14 protein-coding genes are annotated in these 16,826 nt (G+C 46.7%); 11 read left to right on the top strand and 3 right to left on the bottom strand.

The window, feature by feature from the left end; translation table 11 throughout:
* The first annotated feature begins 29 nt into the window (after positions 1–29).
* From EPL05_RS01785 to EPL05_RS01750, 9 genes are all read left to right on the top strand, one after another.
* Positions 30–1,232, top strand: a complete 1,203-nt coding sequence (locus EPL05_RS01785; protein ID WP_128531793.1) for an FtsW/RodA/SpoVE family cell cycle protein — start codon at positions 30–32, stop codon at positions 1,230–1,232.
* Between the two features lie 151 nt (positions 1,233–1,383).
* The gene (gene murG, locus EPL05_RS01780; protein ID WP_128531792.1) at positions 1,384–2,538 is read left to right on the top strand and encodes an undecaprenyldiphospho-muramoylpentapeptide beta-N-acetylglucosaminyltransferase; all 1,155 of its coding nucleotides are present in this window, start codon (positions 1,384–1,386) and stop codon (positions 2,536–2,538) included.
* Positions 2,539–2,630: 92 nt separating this feature from the next.
* Complete coding sequence (gene murC, locus EPL05_RS01775; protein WP_128531791.1) at positions 2,631–3,986, top strand: UDP-N-acetylmuramate--L-alanine ligase; 1,356 nt, start codon at positions 2,631–2,633, stop codon at positions 3,984–3,986.
* Entirely contained in the window at positions 3,979–5,031 is a 1,053-nt protein-coding gene (locus EPL05_RS01770) for a cell division protein FtsQ/DivIB (RefSeq protein WP_208394648.1), read from the top strand. The genes murC and EPL05_RS01770 overlap by 8 nt, the downstream gene beginning before the upstream one ends.
* 23 nt (positions 5,032–5,054) lie before the next feature.
* Positions 5,055–5,213 carry a hypothetical protein gene (locus EPL05_RS23855; RefSeq protein ID WP_166727606.1) on the top strand — a complete coding sequence of 53 codons (159 nt, stop codon included), beginning with the start codon at positions 5,055–5,057 and terminating at the stop codon, positions 5,211–5,213.
* A gap of 4 nt (positions 5,214–5,217) precedes the next feature.
* The gene (ftsA, locus tag EPL05_RS01765; protein WP_128531790.1) at positions 5,218–6,564 is read left to right on the top strand and encodes a cell division protein FtsA; all 1,347 of its coding nucleotides are present in this window, start codon (positions 5,218–5,220) and stop codon (positions 6,562–6,564) included.
* A 154-nt stretch (positions 6,565–6,718) separates the two neighbouring features.
* Positions 6,719–8,335: a cell division protein FtsZ gene (gene ftsZ, locus EPL05_RS01760; protein ID WP_128531789.1), complete on the top strand. Its 1,617-nt coding sequence runs from the start codon at positions 6,719–6,721 to the stop codon at positions 8,333–8,335.
* Positions 8,336–8,565: 230 nt separating this feature from the next.
* A complete protein-coding gene (locus tag EPL05_RS01755) occupies positions 8,566–9,810 on the top strand; it encodes an aminotransferase class I/II-fold pyridoxal phosphate-dependent enzyme (RefSeq protein ID WP_128531788.1) in 1,245 nt (414 codons plus the stop codon).
* Positions 9,811–10,160: 350 nt separating this feature from the next.
* The gene (locus tag EPL05_RS01750; protein ID WP_128531787.1) at positions 10,161–10,337 is read left to right on the top strand and encodes a histone H1; all 177 of its coding nucleotides are present in this window, start codon (positions 10,161–10,163) and stop codon (positions 10,335–10,337) included.
* A 229-nt stretch (positions 10,338–10,566) separates the two neighbouring features.
* On the opposite strand, the gene dapA is transcribed toward EPL05_RS01750, so the two are convergent.
* From dapA to EPL05_RS01735, 3 genes are all read right to left on the bottom strand, one after another.
* Positions 10,567–11,445: a 4-hydroxy-tetrahydrodipicolinate synthase gene (gene dapA / locus EPL05_RS01745; protein WP_128531786.1), complete on the bottom strand. Its 879-nt coding sequence runs from the start codon at positions 11,443–11,445 to the stop codon at positions 10,567–10,569.
* Between the two features lie 233 nt (positions 11,446–11,678).
* Positions 11,679–12,218, bottom strand: a complete 540-nt coding sequence (locus EPL05_RS01740) for a GNAT family N-acetyltransferase (protein WP_128531785.1) — start codon at positions 12,216–12,218, stop codon at positions 11,679–11,681.
* Positions 12,219–12,235: 17 nt separating this feature from the next.
* Positions 12,236–14,074, bottom strand: coding sequence for a UbiD family decarboxylase (locus EPL05_RS01735; RefSeq protein ID WP_128531784.1), 1,839 nt, complete (start codon positions 14,072–14,074; stop codon positions 12,236–12,238).
* Positions 14,075–14,444: 370 nt separating this feature from the next.
* Here EPL05_RS01735 and EPL05_RS01730 point away from each other — a divergent pair, with 370 nt between their 5' ends.
* Together EPL05_RS01730 and dctA are read left to right on the top strand one after the other, a co-directional pair.
* The gene (locus EPL05_RS01730; protein WP_128531783.1) at positions 14,445–15,284 is read left to right on the top strand and encodes a sulfite exporter TauE/SafE family protein; all 840 of its coding nucleotides are present in this window, start codon (positions 14,445–14,447) and stop codon (positions 15,282–15,284) included.
* Between the two features lie 235 nt (positions 15,285–15,519).
* Positions 15,520–16,749, top strand: a complete 1,230-nt coding sequence (dctA, locus tag EPL05_RS01725; protein WP_128531782.1) for a C4-dicarboxylate transporter DctA — start codon at positions 15,520–15,522, stop codon at positions 16,747–16,749.
* Positions 16,750–16,826: the final 77 nt, after the last annotated feature.

The following is a 16,826-nucleotide window of genomic DNA, read 5'->3' as shown; positions in this document are numbered from 1 at the left end:
GATAAAGCGTAAAGTAACAGGAAGAGGTAATGGATACCACAGGCAATCAAGCAAATCAAAAACTCCCCCTTCAGGGGGCTGGGGGGCTGAGCGCTATACTCAGTAACGTAAAGGGAGACCGCTGGATATGGCTCATTGTATTGATGCTGTCGACCATTTCTATGCTGGCAGTATATAGTTCAATTGGTACACTTGCCTATACAAGGGGCGTCGGGGTGGAGTCTATTTTGATGAAGCACATGTTCATGATCATTGCAGGTATCATATTGATGTACGTTTCGCACAGGCTGGATTATCGCTACTATGCCGGCATCTCTAAAATACTGATGATCGTTACCATACCGTTGCTGTTGTTCACCTTGTTCTTTGGGTCGCACATTAACCACGCAAGCAGGTGGCTGGCCATACCGGGTACAGGGCTTAGTTTCCAAACTTCCGATCTGGCCAAGCTGGCGCTGATCACCTATTTGGCGCGCATATTATCGCGCAAGCAGGAAAATATAAAGGATGTAAAAAATTCCTTCATCCCTATCATGGGGTCGGTGTGTGTGATATTCGCGCTCATTGGGCCGGCCAACTTATCAACCGGTTTGATGCTGTTTGGCGTAAGCATTTTGCTGCTTATTATGGGGCGTATCAGCATAAAGCAGATAGCCGTTGTTTGCGTAGCAGGGATGTTCTTATTAACGGCGATGCTGTTCTTAGGGTCTCGACGTGCAACACACATATCCAGGGTAAAGGCATTCTTTCACCCGGAACTGGCCGATAAGGACAAACTTTTCCAGGGGAACCACGCCAAAATTGCCATTGCAACGGGCGGCTTCTTTGGTAAAGGGCCGGGCCGCAGTACCGAGCGTAACTATCTGCCGGAGGCGTTCTCCGATGAGATCTTCGCTATTATTGTAGAAGAGTACGGCCTGTTTGGCGGTATCGTAGTGATCAGCATATACCTGTTCCTGCTGTACCGATGCATAAAAATAGTAACCAAGGCCCCGAAAGCCTTTGGCGCGCTGCTGGCGGCAGGCTTAAGTTTTAGCTTAACCATACAGGCATTTGCCAACATGGCGGTGGCCGTGGGTTTAGGCCCGGTAACCGGTGTGTCGTTACCATTGGTGAGTATGGGCGGTACATCCATATTGTTTACCAGTATCGCTTTCGGTATTATATTATCCGTAAGCCGCGATATTGATGAACCAAAGAAAGTGGTAGTAGGAGAGATAAGGGAAGCGTAGTGGAAGCCCCCCAGCCCCCCTGAAGGGGGAGCAGAAGTTAGAAGGGGGACAATTAGAGACAGGGAATAAAAGAAAAGGATCAAAATAAAATCGTTGAAATCATCAGAGTAATCTGTGAAATCACAAAAAATAATCGGTGGAATCCAAAAAAATGAAAACGCAAGGCAACGGTACTAATCAAAAGCTCCCCCTTCAGGGGGCTGGGGGGCTCCGCGTCATCATTAGCGGCGGAGGTACAGGGGGGCATATCTTCCCGGCTATTGCTATTGCCAATGCCTTGAAAAAGCTGAACCCTGCTACCGAAATATTATTTGTTGGTGCCAGCGGCCGTATGGAAATGGAAAAAGTTCCGGCTGCCGGTTATGAAATTATTGGTTTGGATATACAGGGGCTCCAGCGTAAATCAATTATGAAGAACCTGATGTTCCCAATAAAATTGATCAGTAGCGTGCGCAAGGCCGTTAAGATCATTAAAGATTTTAAGCCCGATGCCTGTGTAGGCGTGGGTGGTTATGCTTCGGGTCCGTTATTGTACGCGGCTTCGGTTATGGGCATCCCAACTTTAATACAGGAGCAAAACTCTTACGCGGGTATCACCAATAAATGGCTGGGTAAAAAAGCCAAAAAGATATGTGTTGCCTTTGATGGCATGGATAAATTTTTCCCGGCAGAACGCATTATCAAAACCGGCAACCCTATCCGTAAGGAATCGGTAGATATTGCGGGCAAGCACATGCAGGCGCTGGAGTTGTATAAGCTTTCATCCCGCAAAAAAACGATACTGGTCACTGGTGGCAGCCTCGGTGCCGGCACTCTAAATAAAAGCATCATGGCCGGGCTCGATAAAATTATCAAGGCTGATGTACAGGTGATCTGGCAAACGGGTAAGTTTTATTACAAAGGCATTAAAGAGCAACTGGGCGATAATATTCACCCAAACATTTGCGTAGTAGAATTTTTAAACCGTATGGATCTGGCCTTTGCCGCTGCGGATGTTATCATTTCTCGCGCCGGTGCGGGCACTATTGCCGAATTGTGTGTGATCAAAAAACCGGTGATACTGGTGCCATCGCCAAACGTGGCGGAGGATCACCAAACCAAAAACGCCTTGGCCCTGGTAACAGAAGATGCCGCCGCGTTTGTGGCCGACCGCGATGCCGAAGCAAAACTGGTTGATAAAGCATTAGAACTATTGAACGATAAAAGTTTACAAAAGAAATTAAGCGATAACATTGGCAGGCTGGCCATGCCAAATGCCGATGAGGTTATCGCGAAAGAGGTTATCCAAATAACAAACAACAATTAGATCTGGCTAATCCCCGTAGAACGCGGGGATAGCCTTTTTTATGGTTAGTGAATAGTTGATTGGAGAATAGAGGTTTTTAAAGAAATAAGACAATGGAATTAAAAAACATACAGCGGGTTTACCTGGTAGGCATAGGCGGCATAGGCATGAGCGGCCTTGCGCGCTATTTCCATCATTTGGGTTGTGTTGTATGTGGATACGATAAAACCAGCACCCCCTTAACCGATGCCCTGCATAACGAAGGCATCCGGGTAGTATTTGAGGACAGGCTGGATTGGATCCCAATGAGTTTTCAGCAGCCTTGCGACGGCACATTGGTGATCTATACGCCGGCCATCCCCAAGGATTCTCAAATTCTGAATTATTTTAAAACCAAAGCGTTCGATCTGCAGAAACGTTCGCAGGTATTGGGGATCATCAGCAGGGGCATGTTCACCATAGCGGTGGCAGGCACCCATGGTAAAACCACTACCTCGTGCATGATAGCGCATATCCTGAAAGATTCGGGCAAAGATTGCTCGGCTTTTTTGGGTGGTATTTCATCCAACTACAACACCAATGTGCTGTATGGAAAAAACGATATTGTAGTAGTTGAGGCAGACGAGTATGACAGGTCGTTTTTAACGCTGAGTCCGGATACCGCCATTATCACCTCTATGGATGCCGATCATTTGGATATCTATGGAGACCACTCGCACCTCGAAGAATCGTTCAGGTTGTTTGCTTCGCAGATAAAGCCGGGCGGTGTGCTCATCTATAAAAAGGGCCTGCCGCTGGCCGAAGGTTTTACTTACACCGTAAACGGCGAAGCCGGCGCCATGGGCAGTAACATCCGTATCGAAGAGGGCAACTTCCATTTCGATTTTGATAACGGTTCAACCGCCATCCCAAACATCAGGATGGGTATAGCGGGTTTGCACAATATAGAGAACGCGGTAGCCGCTATCGAAGCATCGTTAAGGTTAGAGATCTCGGGCGACGCTATCCGCGAAGCATTGGGTTCATTTAAAGGGGTAAAGCGCCGGTTCGAGTATATTGTTAAAAACGAAGGGCACATTTATATAGATGATTATGCGCACCATCCCGAGGAATTGCGGGCGGCCATTACATCGGTAAAAAGGCTCTACCCGGATAAGAAGTTAACGGTGATGTTTCAGCCGCATTTATTTACCCGCACCCGCGATTTTGTGGACGGCTTTGCAGAAGTGCTGGATATGGCCGATGAGCTTTTGATGCTGGAGATTTACCCGGCCCGCGAGCTGCCAATACCGGGTGTGGACAGCAATATGGTGCTGAACCTGATGAAACTGGAAAACAAGCGCCTTGTAGGCAAACAGGAGAGTCTCGGTATCATCAAAAATGAAAGACCTGAGCTGCTTTTAACCGTAGGCGCAGGAGATATAGATACATTGGTAAACCCATTAAGAGAGATATTACAACATGTTTAAGAAACGTATTTGGAAACCATTGTTAATTGGATTAGGCTGGACACTCAGCCTGGCCGGTTTGGTGGTGCTGATGAGTTTCATATCCATTAAAAAAAATGAGGTGGTTTGCTCGGCCATTAAGGTTTACATACCGGGTAGTCATTACTTTATAGACAGGCAGGAGGTTGACCATATTTTGCAAATGGACAGCCATACGCTTATTGGCCGCCGTATAGAAACTATAGACCTGCACGACCTGGAAACAAAACTGAAAAACAACCCTTTTATTGAGTTTGCCAAGGTTTATGCCGATATGGATGGTGTGATACAGGTTGAAGTAAGCCAGCGCCAGCCCATATTAAGGGTGATGAACCGTTTCGACCAGGATTTTTACGTTGATCAGCATGGTTTAAAGATGCCGCTATCGCAAAACTTTACCGCGAGGGTAATTGCAGCCAACGGTTTTATAGACGAGCTTTTTGCCAACAAGGTAGATTCGCTGCACACAGCATTGGCCAGGGACCTTTTTAAAACGGCCGATTTTATCCGTAACGATTCGCTTTGGGATGCGCAGATAGCACAGATCTATATTAACAAAGATCATGAGATAGAGCTGATCCCCCGGGTAGGTAACCAACGGATCTTACTGGGAACGGCAGATTCACTGGAACTGCGCTTTGGCAACCTCAAAGCATTTTACCAAAAGGCTTTGCCTATGGTAGGTTGGGATGCTTATAAAGTCATCAACATTAAATACAACAACCAGGTAATAGGCGTTAAAAACCAAACCCTGGTAGATTCCCTTAATACGGTAAAGGAAAAGGCAAAACGCGCCGCAGAAGACTCTGTACGTGCAGTGCGAATGAACAGGGTAAAAAGCGAACCGGTTATTACAGAATCCATCGTTAACAAGGCGGATAACGTTACAGACGAAAAACCTGCCGAAGCTAAACCTGTTGCGGTAAAGCCGGCAGAACATAAAACAGCGGAACCAAAGCCTGTTGTACACCGGGCCGTAACGCCAAAGCCGGTAACGCCAAACCCGTTACACATACGCCCCCGGTAGCGGAGGACGTAATTGCCAGTTACGTGGCAAGTAAAAAGCCGGCACATAAGCCCGCCACAACAAAAGCGGATAAGCCGGCAGAGAACAAAAAAAAGGCAGACAAGAAACCGGCAACAAGCAAACCGGTGGTAAAGAAAGCCGCAGAGAAGAAAACCGATAAAAAGACATCTATTAAAAAATAACAATATGGACAAAAGTTCAACGCAAGAAAAAAGTTCGCCAATTGTAGTGGGGCTGGATATTGGCACTACTAAAATTTGTGCTATTGTTGGTCGCCGCAGTAAAAACGGCAAAATTGAAGTGCTGGGTATAGGCAAAGCCGAATCGGCGGGGGTTACGCGCGGCGTGGTATCCAACATCGATAAAACGGTGCAGGGTATTACCCAGGCAGTAGATGTGGCCGGCGCGCAATCAAACGTGGAGATAAGGATAGTGAACGTGGGTATTGCGGGGCAGCATATAAAAAGCTTACAACACCGCGGGCTGATAACCCGTAAGGATCTGAACACAGAAATTGGCCGTAAGGATATAGATAAACTGGTTGAGGATATGTACAACCTGGTGATGCCCCCGGGCGAGGAGATCATCCACGTGTTGCCGCAGGAATTTACGGTAGACAGCGAGCCGGGTATTAAAGACCCGATTGGCATGGCAGGCGTGCGTTTGGAAGCAAACTTCCACATCATCTCCGGCCAGGTTACGGCTATCAAAAATATTGTAAAGTGTGTTACCAAGGCACAGCTGGAAAGCCAGGAACTGATCCTGGAACCATTGGCATCTTCGGAATCGGTTTTGAGCGACGAGGAAAAAGAGGCTGGTATTGTATTGGTTGATATTGGTGGTGGTACTACCGATGTGGCTATCTTCCACGAAGGCATCATTCGCCATACTGCGGTTATTCCTTTTGGGGGTAACAGCGTTACCGAAGACATCCGCGAAGGCTGCTCGGTTATGCGCAACATCGCGGAGCAACTAAAAGTAAGGTTTGGTTCGGCACTGGCAGAGGAGAATAAAGAGAACGAAATAGTTTGTGTGCCGGGTTTACGCGGCCGCGAACCAAAGGAGATCTCGGTTAAAAACCTGGCCTTTGTGATACAGGCCCGTATGGAAGAGATCATAGAGCATGTTTACTATGAAATAAAATCATCCGGCTACGAAAAGAAACTGATTGGTGGTATAGTAGTAACAGGCGGTGGTGCTCAGTTAAAGCACTTAACCCAGCTGATAGAGTTTGTAACCGGGTTAGATTGCCGCATAGGTTACCCTAACGAACACCTGGCCAAGAACGAAAGCCTGCCGAAGAATATATATGAGGAACTGCAAAGCCCAACCTTTGCAACAGGCATAGGCCTGCTGATAAAAGGGATCCAGAAGATGGAATACAACAGCATTACACAGGTAGCACCTGCAGCTGCCAAAATAGAAAAAGCGAAGTATACCGACGACCGCAAATTTGGTCTGTTGGGCAAAATATTAGAATCGGGTAAGAAATTTATTAAGGATGATATAAAGGATGAGGACTTTTTGAAATAGGATTGTTTGAAAAGGGCGAGTTAATTTTTATTCACATTAACTAACTTTTCCACATTGTACACATTTGTGGAAAAACCCTGTGGAAAAACCCCTATCATTACATTAAGGAATTCTATCTAATCATCAATCCACAAACAACTGAAAAACAAGGATTATGCAGTTTGAGATGTTAAAGGAAAAATCGGCGATCATCAAGGTAATTGGTGTTGGCGGTGGTGGCGGCAACGCTGTTAACCACATGTACAGGCAAGGTATCAAGGGTGTCGACTTCATTATATGTAACACCGATGCGCAGGCATTGGAGCTTAGCCCCATCCCCAATAAGGTACAATTGGGCGCAAGCTTAACCGAAGGTATGGGCGCGGGCTCAATACCCGAAGTAGGCAAAAACTCGGCAATCGAGAATATCGACGACATTAAACAGATGCTCGGCTCTAATACCAAAATGCTGTTTATTACAGCAGGTATGGGCGGTGGTACTGGTACGGGCGCAAGCCCTATTATTGCCAAAGCCGCGCGCGAACTGGATATTTTAACAGTAGGTATCATCACCACGCCGTTCTCATTCGAAGGCAAACGCCGCCGTATGCAGGCCGAAGAGGGTATGGAAGAACTGAAGAAATATGTGGATTCGTTCCTGGTGATCTCTAACGACAGGCTGCGCCAGATCTTTGGTAACTTAACCATGAGTTCGGCATTTGGCCAGGCCGATGATATTTTAACAACTGCCGCAAAAGGCATTGCCGAGATCATCACGCTGCCGGGTTATATCAACGTGGATTTTAAGGATGTGCGTACCGTTATGAAAGACAGTGGCGTATCCATAATGGGGAGCTGTACTGCCGATGGCGAGAACCGCGCATTAAAAGCGGTTGAAGGTGCTTTGGCGTCTCCGTTGTTAAAGGATAACGAAATTGAAGGCGCACGCTACATCCTGTTAAATATTACTTCGGGCGAAAACGAAGTGACCATGGATGAAGTGACCATAATTACCGATTACATACAGGAAGAAGCCGGTTTGGCTGCCGACCTGATATGGGGTAATTGTAAGGATGATAACTTGGGCGAAGCTTTATCGGTTACCATTATTGCAACCGGTTTCCAAACTAAAGACGAACGCGAAAAAGAGCATAGCAACAAAAAGGTAGTGAGCATGCTTATGCCCGAGCCTGCGCCAATGGTAAAACCGGTAAACGAGTTTATCAACGCAGTAAAACCTGACGCGGAAATGGCAAGCCAGCCTTTCATGAAAATGAAGGACGCACCTAAGCAAACCGGCTTGTTCGATCTGTTTGCGAAAGCAGAAGAGCAGGATAAAGCCGAGCAGCGCGAAGTTGTACGTTTTAACCTAACCGAAGAAGAGCCGGAAGAAATTGCCGATGAGCCACAGGATGATTCGGGCTTTACCTTTAAAATAACCGAAACGGTGATGGATTTTACCCCGCCGCCTGTTATGGAAGAAAGGAAACCAGAGCCAGAGCCTGAACCTATTGCAAACGCCGACGAAAACAAAACTGACGAATCGATAGAAGAGCAGCTGCGTAAATCGCGCGAGCGCATCATGCGCTTAAAGGACCTGAGCATGAAACTGCGTAACGGCAACATCCAGGAGATGGAGAACGTACCCGCTTACAAACGTAAGGAAGTAGCGCTGCAGCAAACCCCGCAGTCTGACGAAAGCCAGATCTCTCGCTTCTCGTTAATGACCGATAGCGACGGCAAAACAGAAATAAAGAACAACAATTCTTTCCTGCACGATAACGTAGATTAGTCTTTGGTTCATGGATCATAGTTCATAGTAAGGAAAGAGGCTCGATATTCGGGCCTTTTTTCTTTTCCAGCCTTTCCCAATAATCCACCATAATTCTTCGCTATGAGCAATGAACCATCACCCATGAACCCCTTCGTTATAAACTATCATAAAAAGTAATAACGTTTGATAGGGGGCGTTTTATGGGTATATTTGCAATAAAATATAATTACCATTAAAGGATTTGCAATTTGGATCTGTTTGATAAAATAAATAAAAACATGGGCGGCCCTATAGGGCAGCATCAGAAATGGTCGCACGGGTATTTTTCGTTCCCGCGCCTGGAGGGGGAGATACATCCGCACATGATGTTCAATGGCAAAGAACACCTGGTTTGGAGCCTTAATAATTATCTTGGTTTAGCTAACCATCCCGAAGTTCGCCAGGCTGATGCGCAGGCCGCTGCTGATTACGGCATGGCCTACCCAATGGGTGCCCGTATGATGAGCGGTAACACCAAACACCACGAAGAGCTGGAAAATAACCTTGCTGAGTTTGTGGGCAAGGATGCAGCTTTTTTACTGAACTATGGCTACCAGGGCATGGTATCGATAATAGATGCATTGGTAGACCGTAACGACGTTGTTGTTTACGATGCCGAATCTCACGCCTGTATTGTAGACGGCGTTCGCCTGCACATGGGCAAGCGTTTTGTATACCAGCATAATGATATCGAAAGCTGCGAAAAACAGCTGGAACGCGCCACAAAGCTTACCGAGCAAACCGGTGGCGGTATCCTGCTGATCACCGAAGGTGTTTTCGGCATGTCGGGTGCGCAGGGTAAACTTAAAGAGATTATTGCGCTTAAAGAAAAATATAACTTCCGTTTGCTAATTGATGACGCGCATGGTTTTGGTACCATGGGCCCAACCGGTGCCGGCACGCACGAGGAGCAGGATTGTATTGAAGGTGTGGATGTATACTTTGGCACCTTCGCCAAATCAATGGCAGGCATTGGCGCTTTTGTAGCGTCTGATAACGAGATCATCAACTACCTGCGCTATAATATGCGCTCGCAAACTTTTGCAAAGGCATTGCCTATGCCAATGGTGCTGGGCCTAAAAAAACGTTTTGAATTGCTGAAATCAAACCCCGAACTGCGCGAGCAGCTGTGGGTAATAGCCCGGGCACTGCAGAATGGGTTGGTGGAGCATGGATTTGATATCGGCATCACCGATACCATGGTAACCCCGGTTTTCCTGAAAGGCGAACTGAACGAAGCCACCAGCCTTACTATGGATCTGCGCGAGAATTACAGCATTTTCTGTTCCATCGTAGTTTACCCGGTTATCCCTAAAGGTTTGATTGAATTACGTTTGATCCCTACCGCCATGCACACCCTGGCCGATGTAGGACGTACGCTGGATGCCTTCAGCGAAGTTGCCGGGAAATTGAAGGCAGGTTATTACAAAGAGAATAAAATGGCTATAGCGTAAGTATAAGGCCCTATATAGCCCTGTATATTTAAGCGGCCCCGCATTATTGCGGGGCCTCTTGTTTTATATAATTTAGATGGGGTTCGCCAGCGCGCTTAGAAGAATATGGTGTTGGGTAATTTAATTATTTTTTGGTTAATTGCAGGCCGGATTTTTTAACTAATAACCAAGGGTCGGCTTTTTTTTGATGTGATCTTTATCTTATTTTGCAATCGTTGCGCGATAAAATTGTGGAAAAAAACCACTTTTAAGGCACTATTTTTATACTTTAAAAGTTTTTATTTAAAAAAAATCCTTTTAGATTAGCTTTAATTAAAACAATAAACCTCAAAATTTAAAAGAAGTTCACAATGAAAAAATTTACTGAAGTAAAAGAGCTGGTTGCATCCCTCGAAGCTGATGCCGACAAATTTTATAACAAGGGTAACAGCGCGGCAGGCACTCGTGTTCGTAAAGGTATGCAGGACCTTAAGAACTTAGCCCAGGCTATTCGTTTGGAGGTTCAGGAAGCTAAAAACAAAGAGTAATCTCCCCCGGGAAAAAATTGTTTACTTCATTAAAAAACCCGGTGTAATTACGCCGGGTTTTTTGTTTAACAAAGTTGGTGGCGCTATATTGACACCAACGCGGAATTTTCAAACTGCTCATTATGAGCGGTGTGCAAATGTTCACGGTGTTCACCTGCAGGTCGTGAACAGTAAAAGGATGGTTTGTGGGACTTCGTCATTTTACGTGGTGGCTAAAAAAATGACCTTTTTATCCAATCAACTCCATTTGTTCTCTAATCTTCTCAACAGTCGCGTTGCTCACCGGCACCAGCGGCAGGCGCAAAGTATCGCCGCAAACGCCAAGCGTTTTCAGGGCCGATTTTACACCGGCCGGGCTGCCTTCGCTAAACATGAGCCTGGTAAATTCAATTAAACCATAGTGGCCGGCTTGCGCGGCTTTAAAATCGCCTTGCAGGCATAGTCTTACTGTATCCGATACTTGTTTTGGTAGCGCATTGCCGGTAACCGATATTACACCAACAGCACCCATGGCTATCATAGGCAGGGTAATAGGATCATCCCCCGAGATCAGCAGGAAATTCGCCGGCTTATCGCGCATCAGTTGGTTCATCAGGTCGAAATTGCCCGACGCCTCTTTGATCCCGATGATGTTCGCAAAATCATTCGCAAGCCTAACGGTAGTTTCGGCTGCAACAGTGCTGCCTGTACGACTGGGCACGTTATATAAAATAAGCGGCAGGGGCGATGCCTCCGCTATGGCCTTATAATGCTGATAAATTCCCTCCTGGGTTGGTTTATTATAATGCGGACTGGCCGATAAGATGGCATCGTAACCGGTAGTATCAAATGCTTTAATTTCGGCAACAACCTCTAAAGTGTTGTTACCTGCTATGCCCGCAACAAGGGCCACGCGTTTACTTACGGTTTTGGCGGTAAAGGCAAAAACCTGCTTCTTCTCGTCCTTACTCAAAGTAGCGCTCTCGCCGGTTGTACCTAACGATACTAAATATTCAACACCACCCTCAATAAGGTGGTCGATAAGCCTCTCGAGTGCAGGGTAATCTACCTGCCCGTCGGCCTGAAAAGGAGTTACCATTGCCACCCCTGTCCCGTAAAATCTGTTCATAGCTTTAATAAAAGGATGCTAAGATAGGAAAATAACGGATGTGCAGATGTGCAAATTTCAGATGAGGGAGTAGATGTGCAGATGTGCAAATTTCAGATATGCAGATGAAGCCCAAAGAAGAGCTCGTCCAATTTTGTCCTGAGCGATAGTGAAGGATCTGATAACAAACATACACAGCGGTTATGCTTGGCGGCGAGTAGATGCTTCGCTATCGCTCAGCATGACAACCTTGTTTAAACCTGCTTATAATATTCCGCCTTTGTTAACCGGTATTCGTAATGAAGCAGCTTTGTGCCATAATGGTCGAAGTTTATCTCGCCTACTTTGCTTGCCCCAATTTTTTCAGTAGCCTTTTGCGACCGGATATTGGTGGCTGCAATATGGAACATCACGTTATCAACTGCCTTAAAAACATGGTCTATCAGTAAGCTTTTCATCGACCGGTTGTAAGCCCCGCCCCAGTATTTGCGGGCCAGGAAGGTGTACCCGATAGCCACGCTCGACTCATCTGGCTTCAGGGCGTATAGCCGGGTACAGCCAATAAGCGCGCCGCTTGCTTTATCTATCACTAAAAACGAAGTGTTTGAAGCTACAGCATCATCAAAATAAAGCTGGAAAACTTCTCTTTTGTACCTGTCTTTGGCCGGGTGTAGTTCCCATATCAGCGGGTCTGCGGCCACTTCAAATAACCTGTCAAAATCAGCAGCCTGCAACGGCTGTAGTTCAACCAGCTCATTCTCTAATTTTGCAGGCCTAAGTTCAAAAACTTTCATAGGGCAATTATATATCGTTAAATTATTCCGTGCAGGGCACCGCCCTTAACTCCCATTGCATCCACCAGTTTTTCAACTGCAGGGTCGCGTTCCAAAACAGGGGCATGGTGCGGTTTTATGCGGGCATCTATCATCAGCGGGCCATGGCAGCCCCAATGTTTATGCTCGGTAAAGCTGTTGATTCCATAAATATCGTGAGAGGGGTTGCTGCGGGTAAAGGTCACCCATACAAAATTGTTGATGTTTTGGGCAGTGAATGCGGCATCATCGCATAGTACCATCAGCGGAAGGCCGCTCAGGTCGGTTTCGCCGAGATGTTCTTGTAACATCTCCAGCATTAAAGGCATATCGCTGGTACGGATGTTTTTGGGTACCTCTACCGCTAATATACCCGGCATCACCATTTTATGATTCACAAACGGGCGTGGCAGACTGAAAGTGGATGGCATCTCGCCCCAAAGCTCGCGCTTAATATCACCGGCAACCGTAATGGCTACCTTGCTGCCGCTGTTGAGGCCTTCGCCGCTGTAATCCAGCGTATCTATAGAGGTTTTGGTTTGAAAGTGCAGATCGCGGGTAAGGTCGATGCGTTGGAGGATGTGTTTCAGGAAACCGCCTATGTCGTTTACGTTCAAGTTCGGGTCGTCCTCTTTTGCAGCAATAAACAAGTATTTGGCCAGGCTCAGCTGCCCTTTGCCCAAAATATGATTGGCAATAGTGATGATCTCCTGCGGATGGCGTTCTTTTACGTATGGCGTGTAACGTTCGCTGCCAATGGCGAATAGGAGGGGATGAACACCGGCAGCATCAACCGCGTTTACGGTGTGCAGGCCAGGGATCTCCTTCGGGATGGCGCTGCCTGTTATTTCGTGTATGAGCGCTCCAAAGCTGGTATCTTCTTGTGGCGGACGGCCCACTACAGTGAACGACCAAACCGCATCCTTGCGGTGGTAAACATTATGCACTTTTAACAGCGGGAAAGGGTGGGCAAGGCTATAGTAACCCAGGTGATCGCCAAAGGGCCCTTCGGGTTTATTTTCCATTGGCATAACGGTGCCGGTTATCACAAAATCGGCATCGGCAGAAATACAGAACCCCTCCGCGTCATAAAAATAACGGAAACGACGGTTACCCAAAGCTCCCGCGAAGGTCATCTCTGATAAGCCTTCGGGTAATGGCATCACCGCAGCCACAGGGTGCGATGGCGGGCCACCTACAAATATGCTCACCTTTAAAGGCTGCCCTTTGGCATTTGCCTTGGTTTGGTGTACGCCTATACCGCGGTGCAACTGGTAGTGCAGCCCTATTTCTTTGTCTTGTAAATAATCGTTGCCGCCAAGCTGAATGCGGTACATGCCCAGGTTGGCATTCATGATGCCGGGCAGGTCAATATCCTCGGTGTATACCTGCGGCATGGTCACAAACGGGCCGCCATCTTTTGGCCAGTTTACAATTTGTGGCAATTCGCCAATGCTTGTTTTGCCGAAGCTGATGGGCGCACCCTTCCCAACCTTCATGGGCAAGGCAGATAGCGCGGTAAGTGCCGTATTGGCGTATTTAAAGGGATGTTTGATGGCCTTTATGGGATCGTTTTTTATATCCACCAGGGTTTTGATCTTATCCAGCGTATCCCTAAAAATAAATCTCGACCTGTCCAGCGTGCCGAACAGGTTTGATACCGCCGGGAATTTGCTGCCCTTTACGTTCTCGAACAGGATGGCCGGCCCCTCGTTCTCAAAAACGCGCAAGTGAGTAGCTGCCATTTGCAGGTAGGGGTCAACCTCTTCTTTTATACGGATAAGGTGATTGTTCTTTTCCAGATCGGTGATGCAGTCCTGTAAACTTTTGTATGCCATGGGCCTCAAAGATATTACAGATTAATGGGTTTTAAGTTCATGCTTAAGTAATGAACCGGAACATTATAACAGGAAGCCAAATAATTATTACGGCTGATCGCTTCTTTGCACCCAAATCAAATACCGCAACTAATACGATGTTGCGCCCGTCACGCTAAACCGCAACTTTCGATTTGTTTAACGGGCACCTGCTGGGCAATTTATTGCAGCGGAAAAATCAGCATGTAATTTTAACAATTAATTGTAAAAGAGTGGCTTAGGTTATTTAAGCCGGTTAATGCATAAAAAGTTCAGTAAACAGGTAGGGTTACTTCTTTTATTCAATGTAAAAACTTATATTATTTTTACAGTGTAAACCATTATTTGGCCTATGTCGGTAATCTTATTTACACTGATCATACTTGCTGGCGCCTACATTGCGGGCCTTTTAGGCTCGCTTACGGGCCTTGGCGGTGGTGTGGTTATTATTCCCTTGCTCACCCTTTTGCTGGGTGTTGATATCCATTACGCTATTGGCGCTTCGCTGGTTTCGGTTATTGCTACATCAAGTGGTTCGGCGGCGGCTTATGTAAAGGAGGGGATTACCAACATCCGTCTAGGCATGTTTTTAGAGATAGCTACTACGCTTGGGGCGCTGGCGGGTGCCATGCTGGCCATCTATATTCCTACACACTATATCGCTATACTTTTTGGGGTGATCCTTATTTTTTCGGCCATCATGTCACTACGTAAAAAGGCTGAGAAAATAGTGCTGCAGCCCAGTTACCTGGCCGAGAAACTCAAGCTTAAGGGCAGCTATCCGGATGGCAATGGGCACATGGTGCAATACGGTGTTACCCGTGTAGGCGGCGGCTTTTTTATGATGCTGTTTGCCGGGGTGATCTCGGGTTTATTAGGCATCGGCTCGGGCGCGCTGAAGGTGATAGCCATGGATACCATCATGAAGATCCCCTTCAAGGTATCAACCACCACCAGTAATTTTATGATAGGCGTTACCGCTGCAGCCAGTGCGGTTGTTTATTTGCAGCGGGGCTACATAGAACCGGGCATCTCTATGCCGGTGGTGATCGGAGTACTGCTGGGCGCGCTAACCGGCTCCAAAATATTGGTACATACCAAATCCAGTGGCTGGCTGCGATGGGTCTTTGCCATTGTGGTTACCTTTTTAGCCGGGCAAATGATCTACAACGGGTTTACGGGGAAAATATAGGTAGTGAGTAGTGAGTAGTGAGTAGTGAGTAGTGAGTAGTGAGTAGTGAGTGGTTGGTTTAACAAATCATCACGGGTACTTTTGCTACACATCTAACCAATTTACTTTATCAGCTACTCAACATTCAATACTTCTCAATCGCTATTCACAATTTACAACTTTCCATTCCCTATTAACAATTCACCACTTTCTACTCCCCGCTCACCATTCACCAAAAAAACGTATTATTGTTTTGATGAAACGCATACTCGGCAACCTTACCTTCCAGGTTTTATTCGCTATATTTTTGGGTGTAGTGGTGGGTTTATATTTTAAAGGCTTCGCGCCTACGGCGCAGGTGATCAGCAAAACTTTTATTAGTTTAATTACCATGCTGATAGCCCCCATCATTTTTTTCACCATAGTGCTGGGCATTGCCGGCATGAGCGATATGAAAAAGGTGGGCAGGGTAGGCGGCAAGGCGCTACTCTATTTCGAACTGGTTACCACCTTTGCGCTCATCATAGGTGTTGCTGTGGCTAACCTAATAAAACCCGGCGCAGGTTTTATTAATACCCATGCCCCCGTTGATGCCGCCAAACTGGCCGCTTATGAAAAGGCCGCATCTGAAATGAAATGGATAGATTTTTTAGCACATATAGTACCCGGCAATGTTTTTGACGCTTTTGCCAAAGGCGATATTCTGCAGATCCTCTTCTTCGCTATTTTATTCGGTTTTGGGTTGAGCAGGATGGGAGAGGCGGGGCAGTCCGTTATCCATACTTTCGAAAAGCTTTCCAAGGTGTTCTTCAATATCATGAAGATAGTAATGCGGGTGGCGCCGCTGGGCGCTTTCGGCGGAATGGCGTACACTATCAGTACCTATGGCATCAAAACGCTGCAGCCTTTGGGGATGCTGATGGCATCGGTTTACCTTACCATGTTCCTGTTTATTTTTGTGGTGCTCAATTTCATCGCATATCTATATAAGTTTAGTCTGTGGGCTTACCTCAAGCATATTAAAGAGGAGATCCTCATTGTGTTGGGCACATCTTCATCAGAATCGGCCCTGCCGGGGATGATGGAAAAGCTGGAGAAATTTGGCTGCAGCAAATCGGTAGTAGGGCTGGTTATCCCGGCAGGGTATTCTTTTAACCTGGATGGTACCACCATTTATTTGAGCATGTCGGTCATATTTTTAGCGCAGGTTTTTAAGATAGACCTGTCGCTCGCCCAGCAGCTTACCATTATCGGCATCCTCATGATCACCTCCAAGGGCGCGGCGGGTGTAACCGGCAGCGGGTTTATTGTACTTACTTCTACGCTGGCCGCCATAAAAGTTATCCCGGTAGAAGGTGTGGCGATACTATTGGGGGTAGATAGGTTCATGTCCGAAGCGCGCGCTATTACCAATGTAATAGGCAATGGGGTAGCTACTATTGTAGTGGCGAAGAGTGAGGGGGAGTTTAGCCCCCCAGCCCCCTGAAGGGGGAGTTTTTGAATTGCAAGGAAAAGACACTATAGTTTCAATAAAAGATGTATACGACACTAACGATATTAAAG

This window comes from Mucilaginibacter gilvus (genome assembly GCF_004054195.1).
Classification (GTDB): domain Bacteria; phylum Bacteroidota; class Bacteroidia; order Sphingobacteriales; family Sphingobacteriaceae; genus Mucilaginibacter; species Mucilaginibacter gilvus.
Note: the sequence above shows the minus strand (reverse complement) of the source record. Positions and strands in the feature narration are given on the sequence as shown.